The following is a 17973-nucleotide window of genomic DNA, read 5'->3' on the forward strand; positions in this document are numbered from 1 at the left end:
GTTGCCACCGCCCCTATTCAAGTCAGGCGCTCACGACACCTTCCGGCGCAGCTTCCAGACGGAAGGCAGCGGCCATCAGGGCCTTGGTGTAATCGGTTTGCGGCGCATCGAAGATCTGTTCGGAGGAGCCCTGCTCCACCACCTTGCCCTGACGCATGACGATAACTTCGTTGGCAAGGGCCCGCACGACCTTCAGATCGTGGGAGATGAACAGATAGGCAAGTCCGTGCGCTTTCTGGAGATCGCGTAAAAGATCGACCACCTGGGCCTGGACACTCATGTCGAGGGCTGACGTCGGTTCATCCAGCATGACGAATTTCGGTTCCAGCACCATGGCCCGGGCAATGGAGATGCGCTGACGCTGGCCGCCCGAGAATTCATGCGGATAGCGATGACGGGTGGAGGCATCGAGCCCGACTTCCTCCAGGGCCTTGGCCACCTTGCGGTCGCGTTCATCGGCGGAAATGCCGGGGAAATGGACCTGCAGGCCCTCGCCGACGATATCTGCCACAGACATACGCGGGCTCAGGGCGCCGAAGGGGTCCTGAAAGACAATCTGCATGTCCCGGCGCAGCGGCCGCATTTCCTTCCAGGAGTTCTTCTGGATTTCGTTGCCATTGAAGGCAATCCGGCCGGTTGAGGAAATCATGCGCAGGATCGCAAGGCCGAGCGTCGTCTTGCCCGATCCGCTTTCACCGACGATCCCCAGGGTCTGTCCCTGCCGCACTTCCACGTCGATGCCGTCGACCGCCTTGATGTGGTCGACGGTCTTGCGCAGGAGGCCACGCTTGACCGGGAACCATACCTTCAGATCGTCGGCCTGAACCACAATCGGCTTGCTCTTGTCCGTCGCCGGTGGCTGGCCCTTCGGCTCCGCGGTGAGAAGGTGTTTGGTGTAGGCGTGCTGCGGACGCTCGAAGATATCGGCCACCGGCCCCTGTTCGACGATCTTGCCCTTGGTCATCACGCAGACCCGGTCGGCAAACTTGCGCACGATGCCGAGATCGTGGGTGATGAAAAGCATCGCCATGCCGAGCCGGCTCTGAAGATCTTTCAGGAGCTCCAGGATCTGCGCCTGAACCGTAACGTCGAGGGCCGTGGTCGGCTCGTCCGCAATCAACAGCTCCGGTTCGTTGGCCAGCGACATGGCTATCATCACGCGCTGGCGCTGTCCGCCGGAAAGCTGATGCGGGTACGAGTTGAGACGCTTTTCCGGATCGCGGATACCTACCTGGTTGAGCAGTTCGAGCACGCGCTCACGCGCCTTGGTGTCGCTCATGCCCCGGTGGATCTTCAGGATTTCCGAAACCTGCTTTTCCACCGAATGCAACGGGTTGAGCGAGGTCATCGGTTCCTGAAAGATCATCGAGATGCCGTTGCCGCGCACCTTGCGCAGTTCGGCTTCCTTGACCGCCAGAAGGTCCAGACCGTTCATCAGGATACGGCCGGAGGGATGCGAAGCAGCAGGGTAAGGCAGAAGGCGCAGGATCGATTGGGCGGTCACGGATTTGCCGGACCCGCTTTCGCCCACCAGCGCTACCGTTTCCCCCTTCTTGATGTCGAAGGTGATCCTGTCGACGGCAAGTTTCTTTCTGCCACCTTGTGAAAAGGCGACGGACAGGTCTTCAACGGAGACGAGTGTTTCTTGTGTCATCTTGGTGTCCTCACCCCAGGCTCTTGCGCGGATCGAACGCGTCGCGCACGGCCTCGCCGATGAAGATCAAGAGGCTCAACATCAGGGAAATGACGATGAAGCCGGTGATCCCGAGCCACGGGGCCTGAAGGTTGTTCTTGCCCTGTGCCAGCAATTCGCCCAGCGAGGCCGATCCCGGAGGCAGACCGAAGCCGAGGAAATCCAGCGCCGTCAGGGTCGAAATCGAACCGTTGAGGATGAACGGCATGAAGGTGAGAGTGGCCACCATGGCATTGGGAAGCAGGTGCCGCCACATGATCACCGGATTGGAAACGCCCAGCGCCCGGGCCGCGGAAATATATTCCAGGTTCCGGCCGCGCAGGAATTCCGCCCGCACGACGCCGACCAGCGCCACCCAGGAGAACGCCAGCAGGATGGTGAAAAGGGTCCAGAATCCGGGCACCAGGAACGACGACACGATCAGAATGAGGTAAAGCGTCGGCACCGCCGTCCAGATCTCGATAAAGCGCTGGAACAGGAGGTCGGTCCAACCGCCGTAGTAGCCCTGCACGGCCCCTGCCGCGATACCGATGACGGAAGAAGCCAGCGTCAGCGCCAGACCGAACAGCACGGAAATACGGAAGCCGTAGACAAGACGCGCCAGCACATCGCGGCCCTGGTCGTCCGTGCCGAGCCAGTTCCAGTTGCCGATGACGCAATTGGGATCTTCCGCACCAAGCGGATAGCGCGAGCAACGCTTTTCCTTGTCCATCGTCCAGGAGGGAGGCGCGGGTGCCGGAACCGGAATGTCATTATTGACCGATCGGTAGGAATAACGCACCGGCGGCCACAGCATCCAGCCGTTGGCGTTGATCTCTTCCTGAATGTATGGATCGCGGTAGTCGGTGACCGCCAGGAACCCGCCAAATTTTTCTTCCGGGTAGTCGACAAAGACCGGTGCCAGCAATTCGCCATTGTAGGAGACCAGGATCGGCCGGTCGTTGGTCAGGAATTCGGCCAGCATGGCCATGACGAACAACACCAGGAAGATCCAGAGCGACCAGTATCCGCGCCTGTTGGCCTTGAAGTTCGCCAGCCGCCGCTGGTTGATCGGCGACAGACGGGCTTTGCGGGAGCGGCCGTGATGGACGACATCCCCGTCCTCGACTTCGGAAACCGGTTCGTCAATCGTGTCTTCGCCAGTGTAGCGTTCGCCAGCATAATAATCGCTGCGCCCGTGTTCACGCGCGTCATGGGTATCGCCAGCGGTATCACCGCCACTGCTGCCTGCATCACTCCTGGTATCGGTATCGGTCACCATCGATCAGACCTCCCTGCTTTCGAAGTCGATCCGGGGATCGATCCAGGTGTAGGTCAGGTCGGAAATGAGGTTCACAAGAAGTCCCATGAGCGAGAAGATGTAGAGCGTCGCAAAGACCACCGCGTAGTCACGGTTGATCACCGATTCAAAGCTGAGCAACCCGAGCCCGTCGAGCGAAAAGATCGTCTCGATGAGCAGCGAGCCGGCAAAGAAGGACGAGATGAAGGCCCCCGGGAAACCGGCCACCACGATCAGCATGGCATTGCGGAACACATGGCCGTAAAGCACCTGGCTTTCGGTCAGCCCCTTCGCCCGTGCGGTGATGACATATTGCTTGCGGATTTCATCCAGGAAGGAGTTCTTGGTCAGCAGCGTGGTCGTGGCGAAGGCGGACAGGGCCATGGCCGTCAAAGGCAGGGCAAGGTGCCAGAAATAGTCGGCGATCCGCGCCGGCCAGGAAAGCTGCTCCCAATTGTCGGACACAAGCCCTCGCAACGGGAAGATGTCCCAGAAGGAGCCCCCGGCAAAAAGCACGATCAGGAGAACCGCGAACAGAAAGCCGGGAATGGCATAGGCCACCACGATGACACCGGAGGTCCAGACATCGAACCGGGACCCGTCGGAGACGGCCTTGCGGATGCCCAGCGGTATGGACACCGCATAGGAAATCAGTGTCATCCACAGGCCGAGAGAAATCGAAACAGGCAGTTTTTCGGCGATCAGGTCGAGGATCTTGATGTCGCGAAAATAGCTTTCGCCGAAATCGAAGCGGGCATAGTCGCCCAGCATTTTCAGGAACCGTTCCAGCGGCGGCTTGTCGAAACCGAACTGCGCCTCCAGTTCCTTGATGAACTCCGGGTCGAGCCCCTGGGCGCCGCGGTATTTCGAGCTGGCGGCATCTGCGGTGGCTGAGCCGCTTCCTCCCGAGGAGTCGTTGCCGCCGCTCAGCATGTCGCTGCCACCCCCGCTGATCCGCGACGTTGCCGAAACGTCGGTTCCCTGCAACTGGGCTATGACCCGCTCGACCGGACCGCCTGGCGCAAACTGGATGATGACGAAGTTGATGGCCATGATCCCGACCAGCGTCGGTATCATCAGCAGCAAACGGCGGAGGATGTAGGCGCCCATGGAGTGTGTGCAGTCCCTTTTGTCTTGGCCTTCTGAAGTGGGCCGGAGGTTTCGCTTGAAATATTACCCGGCTTTGCCGAGCTTTTCCGCCTTTTCCTTGTCTGTCCACCACAGTTCTTCAACAGGGAAGAAGTAGCGCGGGGTTTCTTCGGGAAAGCCGTAGACATCCCACATGGCAACAGTGTGGACGTTCTTGAACCACTGCGGGATCCAGTAGTGCCCGGCCCGCAACACCCGGTCCAGAGCCCGTGCCGCAGTGACCATATCCACCCGCGTTGTCGCCGCGATGGCCTTGTCGATCAGCGCATCGACAACGGGGCTGGCAATGCCGGAAGTGTTGTAGGTGCCTGGAATCGATGCGGCCTTCGAACCCCACATTTCGCGAATCGTGTCTGACAGCGTCGGCGACAGGCTCAACCTGCGGCTGGCAATATCGAAGTCGTATTCATTGAGGCGAGCTTCATATTGCGCCGGATCGACAATGCGCAAACTGGCCTTGATGCCGAGCCGCCCCAGGTTCTTGATCATCGGATTGACGATCCGCTCATACGCGGCGGTGTTGTTCAGGAACTCGATCGTCAACGGATTGCCGTCCGGGCCCACGAGATCCGATCCCTTCCGGGTATAACCGGCCTCGGCCAGCAGTTCGCTTGCCCGTTTCAGCAGCTTGCGGTCATAGCCCGAGCCGTCGCTGACAGGCTGCATTACGGCTTCGCCGAAGACGGCCTCCGGCACCTGGCCGCGGAAAGGCTCCAGCAGCGCCAGTTCCGCAGCCGAGGGCATTCCTTCCGCTTTCATGTCTGAGTTTTCAAAGAACGACTGGGTTCTCGTATAAAGCCCGTAAAAAAGATTCTGGTTCGACCATTCGAAGTCGAAGGCGTAGCCAAGGGCTTCGCGTACACGCAGATCCTTGAACTTGTCGCGCCGGGTGTTCATGAACCAGCCCTGAGCCCCTGACGGACGACCGTCGGGAAACTCGCGACGCACGACCTTGCCCTCTTCAACGGCCGGGAAATTGTATTCCGTTGCCCAGTTCTTGGAAGTGAACTCTTCGCGGTAAAGCGTTTCGCCCTTCTTGAAGGCTTCGAAGGCCGTCTGGCGTTCTCGGTAGAACTCGACCCGGATAACCGCGAAATTGCACTGCCCCACCCGGACCGGCAAATCCTTGGCCCAGTAGTTTTCGACCTGGTGATATTCGACGTAATGGCCGACGGCATGTTTGCCGACCTTGTAGGGACCGGACGATAGCGGCGGCGTCAGCGTCGACTGCTTGAAATCGTAGGCGGTGTAATAACGCTTGGAGAAGATCGGATAGTCCGCCGCGACGACGAGAGGCAGATTGCGCGACTGCGTCCCGGTGAACTGCAGCGCGACTTTATGGTCGTCCAGCACGACTGCATCCTTCAGTGCTGACAGCGGCTGGCTGAGCATGGGGTGACCATCGGCCTTCAGCAGCAGCAGCGAAAAGGCGACATCCTCGGCGGTCAGTTTGGAGCCGTCGTGAAACCTGGCTTCCGGCCTGAGATTGAAGGTGAAGACGTTGCCGTCCTGCGACACTTCGACCGTTTCGGCCACAAGGCCATAGACCGCGTCCGGTTCGTCATGAGCCCGCACCATCAAGGTGTCGAAACACAGCTCCATACGCGGTGGAGCGTCGCCCTTCAGGATGAAGGAATTGAAGGTGTTATAGGTCAGGACGTTCTGGTTGAAGTACCAGTAGGGCGCCTGAAACGAGAAGGTGCCGCCCTGCGGGGCCAGTCGGTTGACATACTCGAACTGGGTAAAGTCCGGACCATATTTCAGATCACCGAAGACGGAAAGTCCGTGTACGGGCCCGTCCGGATGCGCGATTTCCGCCGAGAAGGCAGATGAGACCGGCCAGGGGGCTGCAGACGCCAGCGCCGCGGCGCTGCTCATTTGCAGGAAACGCCGGCGGGTGGCCGTCAGGTTTGTGCTCATCTCGCGGCTCCCGTCTTGGCGGCCAAAGCCTCGTCATACCACCAGATGGTCGGGAACCCTGTGCTGTACTCCGGCATCTTTTGCGGATGGCCGAAGCGATTCCAGCGTGCCGTACGGGTTTCGTCGGAATAGAACTGCGGCACCACATAGTGGTTCCACAACAACACACGATCGAGTGCGTGGGTGGCAGCCACCAGCGTTTCCCGGTCCTGCGCGAAGATGACCTTGTCGATCAGCTTGTCGATCGCCGGGTTCTTGATGCCGGCATAGTTGGCCGAGCTTTCGTTGTCGGCGGATGCGGAACCCCAATACTCCCGCTGCTCGTTGCCCGGTGACAGTGACTGGCCGATGGCCAGCACCACCGTATCGAAATCGCGGCTGCGGACACGGTTGACGAATTGCGAGGTGTCGACCAGACGCAGAACCGGTTTGATGCCGATGTTTTCCAGGTTCTGCGCATAAGGCAAGAGGGTGCGTTCGCTGGCCTTGTCGCGATAGAGAAATTCGATGCTGAGCTGTTCGCCGGTCTTTGTATCGACCATCTTGCGGTCCTTCAGCTCGTACCCGGCCTTGCGCAGCAGCTTGACTGCCTCCCGCAGGTTGGCACGTACGTTCTGAGGATTGCCGCCCACGGGATTTTTGTATTCCTGCGTGAAGACCTCGGGCGGCACCATGTCCCGCACTTCTTCCAGAATCTCCAGTTCCTTTCCCTGCGGCAAGCCGCTGGACGCCAGTTCCGTGCCGGCGAAATAGGAATTGACCCGCTTGAGCAGGTTGGCGGAAACGATCTCGTTGGTGGTCTCGAAATCATAGGCGTAGTTGAGCGCCTCACGCACATCCGGGTTCTGGAACTTTTCCCGGCGCATGTTCAGGAAAAAGCCCTGCATCACTCCGGAGGACTTGTCGGGAAAGATCTCTTTCACCACCCGGCCGTCGTTGACGGCGGGAAAGTCGTAGCGCTTGGCCCATTGGCTGGAACTGCGCTCTACATGAAAGTCGTACTGGTCGCCCTTGAAGGCTTCGAACTGGACGGAATCGTCGAGGAAGGAAATGTACCGGATTTCATCGAAATTGTCGGTTCCGACCCGGATCGGCAGATCCTTGCCCCAATAGTCCGGCACGCGTTCGTAGATCACCTGCCGGTTGGGAGAGAATTCCTTTATCCTGTAGGCGCCGGAGCCAAGCGGCGGCTCGAGAGTTGTCCGGGAAATGTCCCGGGCTTCGCCCTTTTCATTTGTCCCTTCCCACCAGTGTTTGGGAAGCACGGTCAACTGGCCCATGATCTTGGGCAGCTCGCGGTTTCCGCTCACGTCGAAGGCGAAACGCACGGTGCCGTCTCCCACGACCTCTGCCGTCTCGACGTTTTGAAAGTAGTATTTGCGCTGCGGATCGAGTTCGATCGCCTTCTCGAACGACCAGATGACATCTTCTGCGGTCACCGGCTCGCCGTCATGCCACTTCGCATTTGGGTTGAGCCGGTATTCGACCCAGGAGTAATCATCGGGAAAGCGGACCGCCTCGGCCAGAACGCCGTATTGGGCGCTGATGTCCTCTTCATCCAGAGAGGGTTCCATCAGGCTTTCGTAGATATTCAGGATGCCGGGGGCGATGTTGCCTTTCTGCGCCAAAATGTTGAAAGTGTCGAAACCGCCGCTGGCGGACAGCCTTACCGTACCTCCCTTGGGCGCATCCGGATTGACGTAGTCGAAATGTTTGGCATCGGGACCGTATTTGGGTGTCCCGTTGAGGGCGGCCGCGTGGTGCCATTCCGGTTCAGCGGCCGTGGCCGGTCCAGAACCGATCCCCGACATCACCACCACACTGGTCACGACAAGCGCTGCTGCAGCGCATTTCCCTGCATGCCATTTGAACACCATCGGCTTCTCCGTCCCTTCCGGTTCCCGAACCCAAATCGCCGGTTCAGAGAATCAGTGTAGGGACCTGACGGCCCTGCGTCACCTGCTGGTGGTCGAGATGACAGAAATTTAACCTGTCTGGGGGAGGCCTTCTTCGGGGATATCCTGTGAATTTCGCTGCGACTTGGCCTTTTGCGCGTACATTCTGCCGTCGGCGACCCTCAGCAGATCTTCCACCGTGGCAGCATCGCCAGGATAGCTTGCCGTGCCAATACTGGCCTTCACATCGATGCTGGTACCCGAACACTCGAAGGCCTGGCTGACACGTTCACTGAGCCGTTTGAGAAAGGTATCCTTTTCCTGGCGCCGCATGTTGCCTGGTGTCAGCACGATGAACTCGTCGCCGCCGACCCGGGCCACGGTATCTGTCTGGCGGATCTGGTTCTGCAGACGCTGCCCAACCTCGATCAGAAGCTGATCCCCTACCGCGTGGCCATAGTTGTCGTTGACCGGCTTGAAGGCATCCAGGTCGACATAGAAAATCTCGAAGCCCGAGCCGCTGCGCTCACACATGGCGGCAAGCTGGTGCATGCGATCTTCCAGCAGCCGCCGGTTGGCCAGGCCTGTCAGCGGATCGTGCAGCGCCATGGAACGCACCTTGTAGACCTCGCTGATTAGCAGAAACGCCATTGCACCGAACACCAGCGAAATGAGACTGCCGACGAGCTGGGTGATCCAGACCTGGTTACCGGTGCTCGACCAGCCGTGTTCCGGCATGCCGACAAGTTCCCAGTCGAGACCTCCGGGAAGGTGAAGCGGCAGAGACACGTGATCCTTTTCCAGCAAGGCCGGACTACCGAAGATCATGTTGTTGGAGGCAAGGGCGCTCCTGTTCACAAGGCCGATGTAGAGATTGTTCATGACATCCGAGATGCCGGCCGTGGTCATCATGCCCTCTTCGTCCACCACCAGGGTGGCAATTCCCCAGTAGCTACGCTCCTTGAGCGGTTGACCGATAAAGCTTGCCGGGAAAATGGGAATGCGGATCAACAGGGCCCTGCCGCCCTGCACCAGATCCAGCGGACCGGCAATCACGACCTCGCGCGTCATCATGGCCTGTCGGATCGCTGGCCACTGGGCAGTGTTCATCCGGTAATTCAGACCGAGCGCCGCCCGGTTCGGCTCCAGAGGGTAAACCGCGCGCAGAATGTTGTTGGGCGCCAGGCCGATAGACCGGATGGACGGATTTTCCTCGATCAGCTCGGCCGCGATCGCACGGTAGTCCTCCATGTTGAAGGGCTGTTCCACGAACCGGGAGACATAGGCCCGGATCCCAAGCCCGTAGGCTACTGTCCGGTTGATTTCGCCTTCCAGGCGTGCGCGCGCTTCCGACAAGAATGCGACGGCCTGACGTTTGTGCTGGGAAACGAGTTCGTTGCGGACCAGTTGGCCGACATGGGCGGTAACGGCGATGCCTGCAAGAAAACAGACGGCGGCAACAACGGACGCGGCCCACGTTCCATTCGACTTGGAAAACAATCTCCTGGCCAAGTTGATGCCCATAGGCTCCTTGCCTGATCTCACCACCTTCAATCAAACGACGCTACGTAAGTTTTGTTAATTTTTGATATAAATCAAATAAAAAAGCCGGGTAATTCACCCGGCTTCTCCAACATTCAAGTGACGTGCGCAGTGACGTCGCGATTTTACTCGGTCGGCAACGGTACCGGCGAATCGGACTGCTCGCGAAGATAGGCAATAATGTCAGCCCGGTCTTCCGGTTTACGCAGACCGGCGAAGCCCATCGTGGTGCCCGAAATGAAGTTCTTCGGCGACTCCAGGAAGTGGTCCAGTTCTTCGTAGGTCCACTCGGCATTCGCTTCGCCGAATGCGGTCATTGCGGAAGAATAACCGAAACCTTCATGCGCACCGGGCTTGCGGCCAACCACACCCCACAGTGCCGGGCCGACCTTGTTGGCTCCGCCCTGCGTGAAGTCGTGGCAGGCGGCGCACTTCTTGGCCACTTTGGCCCCATCTTCAGCAGACGCTTCGATCAGGCGCTCGGAGATCGGAACGACTTCCGGAACAGCACCCACTTCAGAGGTGCTATCCTCTGCGGACGCCACGACGATCTCATAGCCCGGCTTACCCGGAATCGTCGGATGGAAGATGATGTCGGAGACAATGCCGACACCCATAGTCAGAATCAGAACCATAAGTACCGCACCAGCGGCCTTGTTCAGCGTGAAGGAATCCATTCTCTCCGGCTCCAAGCTCATACGCGTCCGGGCCCGCAGCGTCGCCGCGAACCCTATCAGCTTTTCGAAATTTGCCGGAACCTACAAATTTTTTGACCTTGCTGTCCATAGCTTTAAAAGGGCATCTGATACGACAAACGGACGCGGCACGTGTTTTTCGCATATTTTTCCGCCCGTCCGGCTCCATGGAGACCCGATTGACCGCTGCTCTTGTGATTATCCCGGCCCGCCTCGCTGCCACCCGCCTACCCCGCAAACCGCTTGCGGACATTTGCGGAAAACCCATGATCGTGCGTGTTCTGGAACAGGCCCGCAATGCGGATATCGGTCCGGTCGCCGTTGCCTGTGACGACAAGGACATTTTCGAAGCGGTGCAGGATCACGGCGGCAAGGCAGTGATGACCCGGGTCGACCACGCCTCCGGCTCCGACCGCATTCACGAAGCTGCCGGGCTGATCGACCCTGACGGCAAGCACGACGTCATCCTGAATGTGCAGGGCGATGTACCCTTGATCGCACCGGAAGCGATCCGCGCAGCCTTCGCACCGCTTGCCATTGCCGACGTCGACCTCGGCACCATCATGACGAAATTTACCAACACCGCCTTCCGGGACGACCCGAATTTCGTCAAGGCAGTGACAACGCCCAATGGCCACGGCCATCATCGCGCGCTGTACTTTACCAGGGCCGTCGCCCCGCACGGTGACGGCCCGTACTACCACCACATAGGCATCTATGCCTACCGCAGGGCAGCCCTGGCGAAATTCGTCCAGTTGCCGCCTTCGCCGCTGGAACAGCGTGAAAAGCTGGAACAGTTGCGGGCCCTGGAAGCGGGCATGCGGATTGATGCCTCCGTCATCGACAGCGCGCCGATGGACGTGAACACGCCCGAAGATCTGGAACGAGCCCGGGCGGCCTATCAGACCAACTGACGAAAGACTGCCGGAAGGCAGAAAGACACATGACCGACAGAAAAAGTATCGTGTTCCAGGGAGAAACCGGGGCCAATTCACACATGGCCTGCCGCAGCGTCTATCCTGACTATGAAGCCATCCCCTGCGCAACCTTCGAGGATTGCTTCTCGGCCATGGCCGACGGGTCGGCCGACCTTGCCATGATCCCGATTGAGAACTCCGTCGCGGGCCGCGTCGCCGATATTCACCACCTGCTGCCCAAATCGACGCTGCACATCATCGGCGAATATTTCATGCCGATCCGGTTCCAGCTCATGGGCGTCAAAGGTGCCAAGATTGAAGACCTGAAAAAGGTGCAAAGCCATGTGCATGCCCTTGGCCAGTGCCGGAACGTGATCCGTGAGCTCGGCCTGACGGCTGTCGTCGGTGGCGATACCGCGGGTTCCGCCCGGCAGATCGCCGAGCTGGGTGACCCGAGCGTTGGCGCTCTGGCACCGGAAATGGCGGCTGAAATCTACGGTCTGGACATCCTGCGCCGGGATGTGGAGGATGAGGCGCACAACACGACCCGCTTTGTCATTCTCTCGCGCGACAAGATGGAGGCCGCGCACAACGGCCAGCCGGTCATCACGACCTTCATCTTCCGGGTGCGCAACGTTGCGGCCGCGCTCTACAAGGCGCTGGGGGGATTTGCCACCAACGGGGTCAACATGACAAAGCTGGAATCCTATCAGCTTGAAGGACAGTTTTTCGCGTCGATGTTCTATGCGGACATTGAAGGCCATCCGGAAGATCCGAAGGTGGCCCTTGCGCTCGAGGAGCTGGCCTTCTTCTGTGCCGAGCTGAATATGCTCGGCGTCTACCGGGCAAGCCCGTTCAGGGACAAGATCAGGGAACCGGAAGCCAACCGTGCCCTGCGTCCCAATCCCTATTCGTAAGGCCGGCTGCCCGACACAACCAGAGGAACTCATGACCGAAACAAGATTTGATGCCCTGTGCATCGGCAATGCCATTTGCGACGTCTTCGCCCATATCGAAGAGGATTTCCTGCTTCAGGAAAAGCTCGTCAAAGGCTCCATGCGCCTGATCGATACCGACGAGGCGGTGCGCCTGTTCGACAAGATGGGACAGACCGTCCGCGTCTCGGGCGGCAGCGCCGGCAACACGGCCGCGGGCATTGCCTCGCTCGGCGGGCGCCCTGCCTATTTCGGCAAGGTCGCCGAGGATGAGCTGGGCGACAGCTATTATCACGACATGAATGGCACCGGCGTCTATTTCAACACGTCGCGCCTGCAGGAGGGCAAGCCGACCGCCCGGTCGATGATCCTGATCACGCCGGACGGCGAGCGCACGATGAACACTTACCTCGGCGCTTGCACCGAGTTCGGCACGGCCGACGTCGACGAGGAAGTCGTCGCCTCCGCTGCCGTCACCTACATGGAGGGCTATCTGTGGGATCCGGCAGACGCCAAGAAGGCGTTCCTGAAGGCTGCCGAAGTCGCGCATGCCAACGGCCGCCAGGTGGCGATCACCCTGTCCGACTCCTTCTGTGTCGACCGCTACCGCAGCGAATTCCAGGCCCTCCTGACCGACGGTGTCGTCGACCTGATGTTTGCCAACGAACATGAGCTGAAGGCCCTTTACGAAACGTCGGATCTGGACAGCGCCATCAACGCGGCACGGGAGTCCGGCGCACTGACAGCCCTGACGCTCGGCAAGGAAGGTGCAATGGCCATCAGCCGAGAGGAAACCGTCAAGGTTCCCGCGCAGGTCGTTGACAATGTTGTCGACCTGACCGGTGCCGGCGATCTGTTCGCGTCAGGCTTCCTGTTCGGCCTCGCCCGTGACTACAAGCTCGCGGAAGCCACCGAACTCGGCTGCCTGTGCGCCGCAAGCGTGATCAGCCATGTTGGAGCCCGGCCGGAACGGGCACTGAAAAACCTGGCTGCCCAGAGTGGCTTCGTGATCTGATCTTCAAGGGGCGGCCTGCGGCTGCCCTTTTTCACGCATCAGCGCCTTCGGACCAAAGAGCGGCCTGTCAAAAACAATGTCCCGCTGCCTCAGGGAAGAAGCGGGACATTCTTTTTCATTATCCGAAAATGATCAGGAAGCCTTTATTGGCAACGCTTCCAGGGTGTTACCGATAGTCGGATCCGAATTCCGGCCAGCCTCAGTCGGCAAGATCCTGAACGCTGACCACGCCGCCGTTTTCATCCAGGCGATAGATGATCGGCGTGCCGGTGCCCAGTTCCCGCTTCAGGATTTCTTCCGGCGAAAGGTCTTCCAGATCCATGATCAGCGACCGCAGCGAGTTGCCGTGTGCCGCGACGATCGTCCGGTCACCGGCCAGAACGCGCGGCAGAATTTCCGACTTGTAGTAAGGCAGAACACGCTCGGAGGTCATCTTCAGGCTTTCTCCGCCGGGAGGAGGAACATCGTAGGAGCGGCGCCAGATATGGACCTGCTCTTCGCCGAACTTCTCGCGTGCCTCGTCCTTGTTCATGCCGGTGATGTCGCCATAGTCGCGCTCGTTCAGAGCCTGATCCTTGAAGGTTTCGAGGCCGGTCTGGCCAAGTTCTTCCAGGATGATGTCGAGCGTCTTCTGCGCCCGCGACAGATCCGAGGTGAAGGCAACGTCGAAGGACAGCTTCAGGTCCCTGAGCTGTTCGCCTGCCTTGTGGGCCTCCGCCACGCCCTGCTCGGTCAGGTCCGGGTTTTTCCAGCCGGTGAACAGGTTCTTCAAATTCCATTCGCTCTGTCCGTGACGGACAAGCACAAGAAGGCGGTCCATGCCATTCTCCTCAAGCTAAATGCGTATCTTCAAGAATCCAGGCCGAGGACATCGGCCATCGAATAAAACCCGGGCTTCTGGTCAAATCCCCACAGCGCCGCCTTCACGGCCCCGCGGGCAAAGAGCTGCCGGTCTTCCGCCCGGTGGGTGAGTTCGATGCGCTCCCCTTCTCCGGCAAAAATCACTGAATGTTCGCCGATGACAGACCCGCCCCGCAGGGTTGCGAAGCCGATGTCACCTGTCCTGCGCGGATCCATGATGCCATCGCGCGAGCGAACCGAATGGGCTGCCAGATCGATCCCCCGTCCGTCTGCCGCCGCTTCACCAAGCAAAAGCGCCGTGCCCGAAGGCGCATCGACCTTGTGCTTGTGATGCATTTCCAGAACCTCGATGTCGAAATCCGTATCGAGCGCGGCCGCGGCCTTGCGCACCAGGCTGGCCAGCAGATTGACCCCAAGGCTCATGTTGCCGGATTTGACGATCCGGGCGTGGCGCGCAGCCGCCTGCAGCGGTTCGTCCTGCCCCTCGGCCCATCCGGTGGTGCCGATGACGTGAACGATGCGGGCCTGCGCAGCCAGTTCCGCAAACCAGAGGCTTGCCGCCGGAGCGGTAAAATCAAGAACGCCGTCAGCCGCGGCAAAGGCCGTCAGTGGATCGTCGGTGACAGGAACGCCCAAAGGTCCGGTTCCCGCCAGTTCGCCCACGTCCTTGCCCAGAAATTCGGAGCCTTCACGCTCGATCGCCGCAACCACTGTGGCACCGGGAGTTTCCGTGACCGCACGAGTCAACGCCCGGCCCATCCGGCCACCGGCCCCAACGACTACCAAGCGCATTTGCCCCATCAAGTGGCTCCGTTTTCCGCAATAGGCTGACAGCCCGTTTCCTGTTCCGATGGGGATATACCAGTTTCACCGGGGGAGGCAAACGCCCGATCACGACTGGCGGCCAAGGCCCTCACTGAAACCGTTGATTGTCAAATATCACCATAACAAACCATCTGATTTATCAAGTTTAGCGTATCAAATTGACAATAAGATTTAAATATCTTCACGTTTTCAATTCACAATCGGTAAACCTGAAGCAGTTACATTGAAATTTGTAAGTGTTTTTTCTTAACTTCTCGGAGTGGAGACAAGATGTCATGATGCTGTTGCTATGGACTCATCGGTTCGTAACAACCTGGCAGTTTCCGAAGCGGTTCATGGCAACCGTCACCGGGCGACCTGTTCTCGCAAGATCAGCGGCAGGCTGCTCTCTTCATCCGGCAGAACTGCTTCCCGTTTTGCTTCCCGTAATCTGCCATTTGCCTGTCAGATGATTCACGCCGGTCGAGGAGCGCTTCGTTGAAGGCCCGTTTTTCCATTCCTTTCAGCCGCCTTGTCATGGCCCTGTTTGCGTTCGGCCTTGTGGGAACGGCGGTTGCGCTCTTCTGGATCACGTATCTCGGCAGCCTGTCGATTGCCGAACATGAAATCGCCCGCAGCGCAAAATCCAAGGCGACACTCGCCAGGCTGGTGTTCACGCAGCATCTGGACAAGCTCGAAGCCCAGATCCGGGCGGTGGCAGCCAACCCGGACATTCGCCAAGCCCTGCTGGATGATGACAGGGAGACTGCGAAGGTCATCGTTGAACATGCTTCCGAAGGCCTGACGAGCGCGGTCCTGGACATTCTTCTGATCGACCGCCCGGCTGAGGAAGGCTGGGTCAACGGCAGCCTCGGGCTCGTTGACCTGAGCCACCAGTTGCCGGTGAAGGTGCGCAACGCCATGCCACCGGACATCTGGGTGACCTACGCGGATCACGACTCGGATCCCGTTCAGATTACCGCAGCCCTCTCGGTTCTCGTTCTGGATCCCGACACGGGCCGTGCGCTCGGCAGGATCTACGGCGGCACCACCATCACCGATTCCTTCTCTCTGCCCGGTGTCCTCGCCAAGTCGCTACGGGTGGAAGATCTTGCCTTTTATCACCATGACGACGTGATCGCGGGCCTGGGAGACCTGACCACGGAGGTTCTGCCTGAACGGCTCTATGCCACTCCGGACGAGATCAACTATGCCCTCAGCGGAGCGAATCTCTTCGTCTTTGCGCCCCTGATGCAGGGGCTGGACGGCCACATGCTCTCCGCGGTGATCAAGCAACCCGTGGACACGTTGCAAAAGATCGAGGAAACCTACACCCGGCTGTTCACGCCATTCCTGTTCTACACGGCCATTCTGGCAATCGGCGCGGCGTTTCTGGTCAATCGCATCACCTCCGCCGGGCTTGGCAGGCTGCTGACCTACGCGATGAGCCTGCGGCAGGACAAGGCAGTGTCGCCGCCGCCCCCCGGACTGATCTTCGAGTTCAACAAACTGGCGACCATGTTCCAGGCGGCATTCGAGTCCGTGCGCAACCGGGACGCACAGTTCAAGGACATGATCGACGGTTCGATGCACGGCGTGCTCGTCCATGCCAATCACCGTATCCTTTATGTGAACGATGCCCTGCTGAGAATGTGCGGCTACGAACCCGGCAATCCGAAGCAACTGGTCGATTCGCCCACACTGGTGATTTATGCGCCGGAGGAGCACAGCCGTCTGCGCAGCTATTACAACATGCGTGAAAACGGCAGCGGCGCTCCTCGCTCCTATGAGGTGAAGGGCATTCGCAAGGATGGCGGGACCATCTGGCTGGAACAACATGTCCGGCTGACGGAATGGCGCGGAGAACGGGCCTATTACGCCACCATCACCGATATAAGCGAACGCAAGCGCCAGGAGGAACTGGCGACCAAGAACGCGAATTTCGACATTCTGACCGGCCTTCCCAACCGCCGCCTGTTCATGGACAGACTGCGCCAGGCACTCCAGCGCGGCAAGCATAAGGGCGAACTGACGGCGCTGATGATCCTCGATCTCGACCGCTTCAAGACCGTGAACGAAACCTACGGCCCCAAGGCGGGAGACAAGGTAATCGAGACCGTCGCCACGCGTCTGACGAGTACCCTTGGCCCGGACCAGACCGTTGCCCGCATCGGCGGCGACGAATTCGCCATCATTCTGTCGAACCCGGAAGACCGCTGGCAGATCGAGCAGACCGCCCGCGACATTCTCAATATCGTCGGGGACCCTATCGATCTGGAGACTGGAAATCAGGCTGTGCTTGCAGGCAGCCTCGGCATCGCCGTCAGCCCGCATGACGGAACAGATGATGAGGCCCTGCTGCTTGAAGCCGACACCAGCATGCTGCAGGCGAAGGCCGACAGCGGCGCCAGCTACCGCTTCTTCGCCACGCGCATGAACGAACAGGCAGCCCGCGCGAGCCAGGTTGAGATCGCCCTGCGCCATGCCATCGAAAAGGGCGAGTTGCTTCTGAATTTCCAGCCGATCGTCGACTATCGGAGAAACCGTGTGGTGAGCTGCGAAACCCTGGCGCGCTGGACAGACCCCAAGCTGGGCGCGGTACCGCCGACAGAGTTCATCAAGGTTGCCGAGGACTGCGGGCTCATTGTGCCGCTCGGCGAGCAGGTGCTGCGCGAAGCTTGTGCGTTCTTCCAGTCGTGTAACCGCAACGGCCTGCAGCTCGACGGCATCAGCGTCAACATTTCCCCGCGTCAGTGCCGGGATGCGGACTTCCTGCCAAGGCTGGAGGACATTCTGGGCGAAACCGGAATGGACCCTTCCCGCCTGCAACTCGAAATCACCGAAAGCGTGATGTTCGATGATCAGCGCATCAATCCGGTCGAGATCCTGCAAGCCATCAGCAAGCTCGGCATCAAGATCTCTCTCGACGATTTCGGCACCGGCTATTCGTCGCTCAGCCACCTGAAACGCCTCCCGATCGACACTTTGAAGATCGACCGGAGCTTTATCATGGGCCTGGAACGGGACCAGGACGGCCAGGCCCTGGTGCGGGCCATCATTTCCATGGCCGCGTCGTTGCATATCGACGTCGTGTGCGAAGGCGCGGAAACACATGAGCAGTGCGAGCTGATCCATTCCTTCGGCTGCTCGCTGATCCAGGGCTACAGCTTTTCCCGGCCGCTCTCCGGCATCGACTTCCAGCGGTATCTCGCCAACATGAACGGCATGAATTCGGTTGCGGCCCAGGCAGGGTGACACGCCTTTCACT

At 59.7% G+C, this 17973-nt stretch carries 13 protein-coding genes; 4 read left to right on the plus strand and 9 right to left on the minus strand.

Annotated elements, in window-relative coordinates; all coding sequences use genetic code 11:
- Positions 1–22: 22 nt before the first annotated feature.
- The 7 genes from V1T76_RS18535 to V1T76_RS18565 all read right to left on the minus strand — a co-directional run bounded on the left by V1T76_RS18535 (position 23) and on the right by V1T76_RS18565 (position 10155).
- The gene (locus V1T76_RS18535; RefSeq protein ID WP_330562127.1) at positions 23–1654 is read right to left on the minus strand and encodes an ABC transporter ATP-binding protein; all 1632 of its coding nucleotides are present in this window, start codon (positions 1652–1654) and stop codon (positions 23–25) included.
- A gap of 10 nt (positions 1655–1664) precedes the next feature.
- Complete coding sequence (locus V1T76_RS18540) at positions 1665–2954, minus strand: ABC transporter permease (protein WP_330562128.1); 1290 nt, start codon at positions 2952–2954, stop codon at positions 1665–1667.
- Positions 2955–2957: 3 nt separating this feature from the next.
- On the minus strand, positions 2958–4082 hold the full coding sequence (locus V1T76_RS18545) for a microcin C ABC transporter permease YejB (protein WP_330562129.1): 1125 nt from the start codon (positions 4080–4082) through the stop codon (positions 2958–2960).
- 63 nt (positions 4083–4145) lie between these two features.
- On the minus strand, positions 4146–6041 hold the full coding sequence (locus V1T76_RS18550; protein ID WP_330562130.1) for an extracellular solute-binding protein: 1896 nt from the start codon (positions 6039–6041) through the stop codon (positions 4146–4148).
- On the minus strand, positions 6038–7918 hold the full coding sequence (locus V1T76_RS18555) for an extracellular solute-binding protein (protein ID WP_330562131.1): 1881 nt from the start codon (positions 7916–7918) through the stop codon (positions 6038–6040). The genes V1T76_RS18550 and V1T76_RS18555 overlap by 4 nt, the downstream gene beginning before the upstream one ends.
- A gap of 108 nt (positions 7919–8026) precedes the next feature.
- Positions 8027–9448 (minus strand): diguanylate cyclase domain-containing protein, encoded by a 1422-nt coding sequence (locus V1T76_RS18560; RefSeq protein WP_330562132.1) that lies wholly within the window; start codon positions 9446–9448, stop codon positions 8027–8029.
- Positions 9449–9603: 155 nt separating this feature from the next.
- Positions 9604–10155 (minus strand): c-type cytochrome, encoded by a 552-nt coding sequence (locus V1T76_RS18565; protein WP_330562133.1) that lies wholly within the window; start codon positions 10153–10155, stop codon positions 9604–9606.
- A gap of 185 nt (positions 10156–10340) precedes the next feature.
- Here V1T76_RS18565 and V1T76_RS18570 point away from each other — a divergent pair, with 185 nt between their 5' ends.
- From V1T76_RS18570 to V1T76_RS18580, 3 genes are read left to right on the plus strand one after another with little or no spacing between them, the layout of a single operon-like run.
- Complete coding sequence (locus tag V1T76_RS18570; protein ID WP_330562134.1) at positions 10341–11087, plus strand: 3-deoxy-manno-octulosonate cytidylyltransferase; 747 nt, start codon at positions 10341–10343, stop codon at positions 11085–11087.
- Positions 11088–11116: 29 nt separating this feature from the next.
- The gene (locus tag V1T76_RS18575) at positions 11117–12007 is read left to right on the plus strand and encodes a prephenate dehydratase (protein WP_330562135.1); all 891 of its coding nucleotides are present in this window, start codon (positions 11117–11119) and stop codon (positions 12005–12007) included.
- A 31-nt stretch (positions 12008–12038) separates the two neighbouring features.
- Entirely contained in the window at positions 12039–13040 is a 1002-nt protein-coding gene (locus tag V1T76_RS18580) for an adenosine kinase (RefSeq protein ID WP_330562136.1), read from the plus strand.
- Between the two features lie 199 nt (positions 13041–13239).
- On the opposite strand, the gene V1T76_RS18585 is transcribed toward V1T76_RS18580, so the two are convergent.
- Positions 13240–13860, minus strand: coding sequence for a 2,3-bisphosphoglycerate-dependent phosphoglycerate mutase (locus V1T76_RS18585; RefSeq protein ID WP_006935434.1), 621 nt, complete (start codon positions 13858–13860; stop codon positions 13240–13242).
- 29 nt (positions 13861–13889) lie between these two features.
- Entirely contained in the window at positions 13890–14702 is an 813-nt protein-coding gene (dapB, locus tag V1T76_RS18590; RefSeq protein ID WP_330562137.1) for a 4-hydroxy-tetrahydrodipicolinate reductase, read from the minus strand.
- A gap of 501 nt (positions 14703–15203) precedes the next feature.
- Here dapB and V1T76_RS18595 point away from each other — a divergent pair.
- Positions 15204–17960, plus strand: a complete 2757-nt coding sequence (locus V1T76_RS18595) for a putative bifunctional diguanylate cyclase/phosphodiesterase (protein WP_330562138.1) — start codon at positions 15204–15206, stop codon at positions 17958–17960.
- Positions 17961–17973 lie beyond the last annotated feature (13 nt).

This window comes from Roseibium sp. FZY0029 (assembly GCF_036350355.1).
In the GTDB taxonomy this organism is placed as follows: domain Bacteria; phylum Pseudomonadota; class Alphaproteobacteria; order Rhizobiales; family Stappiaceae; genus Roseibium.

Coding starts and splice junctions, on each gene's coding strand:
- V1T76_RS18535 (WP_330562127.1), bottom strand. CDS start 1,654: ATGACACAAGAAACACTCGTCTCCGTTGAAGACCTGTCCGTCGCCTTT.
- V1T76_RS18540 (WP_330562128.1), bottom strand. CDS start 2,954: ATGGTGACCGATACCGATACCAGGAGTGATGCAGGCAGCAGTGGCGGT.
- V1T76_RS18545 (WP_330562129.1), bottom strand. CDS start 4,082: ATGGGCGCCTACATCCTCCGCCGTTTGCTGCTGATGATACCGACGCTG.
- V1T76_RS18550 (WP_330562130.1), bottom strand. CDS start 6,041: ATGAGCACAAACCTGACGGCCACCCGCCGGCGTTTCCTGCAAATGAGC.
- V1T76_RS18555 (WP_330562131.1), bottom strand. CDS start 7,918: ATGGTGTTCAAATGGCATGCAGGGAAATGCGCTGCAGCAGCGCTTGTC.
- V1T76_RS18565 (WP_330562133.1), bottom strand. CDS start 10,155: ATGGATTCCTTCACGCTGAACAAGGCCGCTGGTGCGGTACTTATGGTT.
- V1T76_RS18570 (WP_330562134.1), top strand. CDS start 10,341: ATGGAGACCCGATTGACCGCTGCTCTTGTGATTATCCCGGCCCGCCTC.
- V1T76_RS18575 (WP_330562135.1), top strand. CDS start 11,117: ATGACCGACAGAAAAAGTATCGTGTTCCAGGGAGAAACCGGGGCCAAT.
- V1T76_RS18580 (WP_330562136.1), top strand. CDS start 12,039: ATGACCGAAACAAGATTTGATGCCCTGTGCATCGGCAATGCCATTTGC.
- V1T76_RS18585 (WP_006935434.1), bottom strand. CDS start 13,860: ATGGACCGCCTTCTTGTGCTTGTCCGTCACGGACAGAGCGAATGGAAT.
- dapB (WP_330562137.1), bottom strand. CDS start 14,702: ATGGGGCAAATGCGCTTGGTAGTCGTTGGGGCCGGTGGCCGGATGGGC.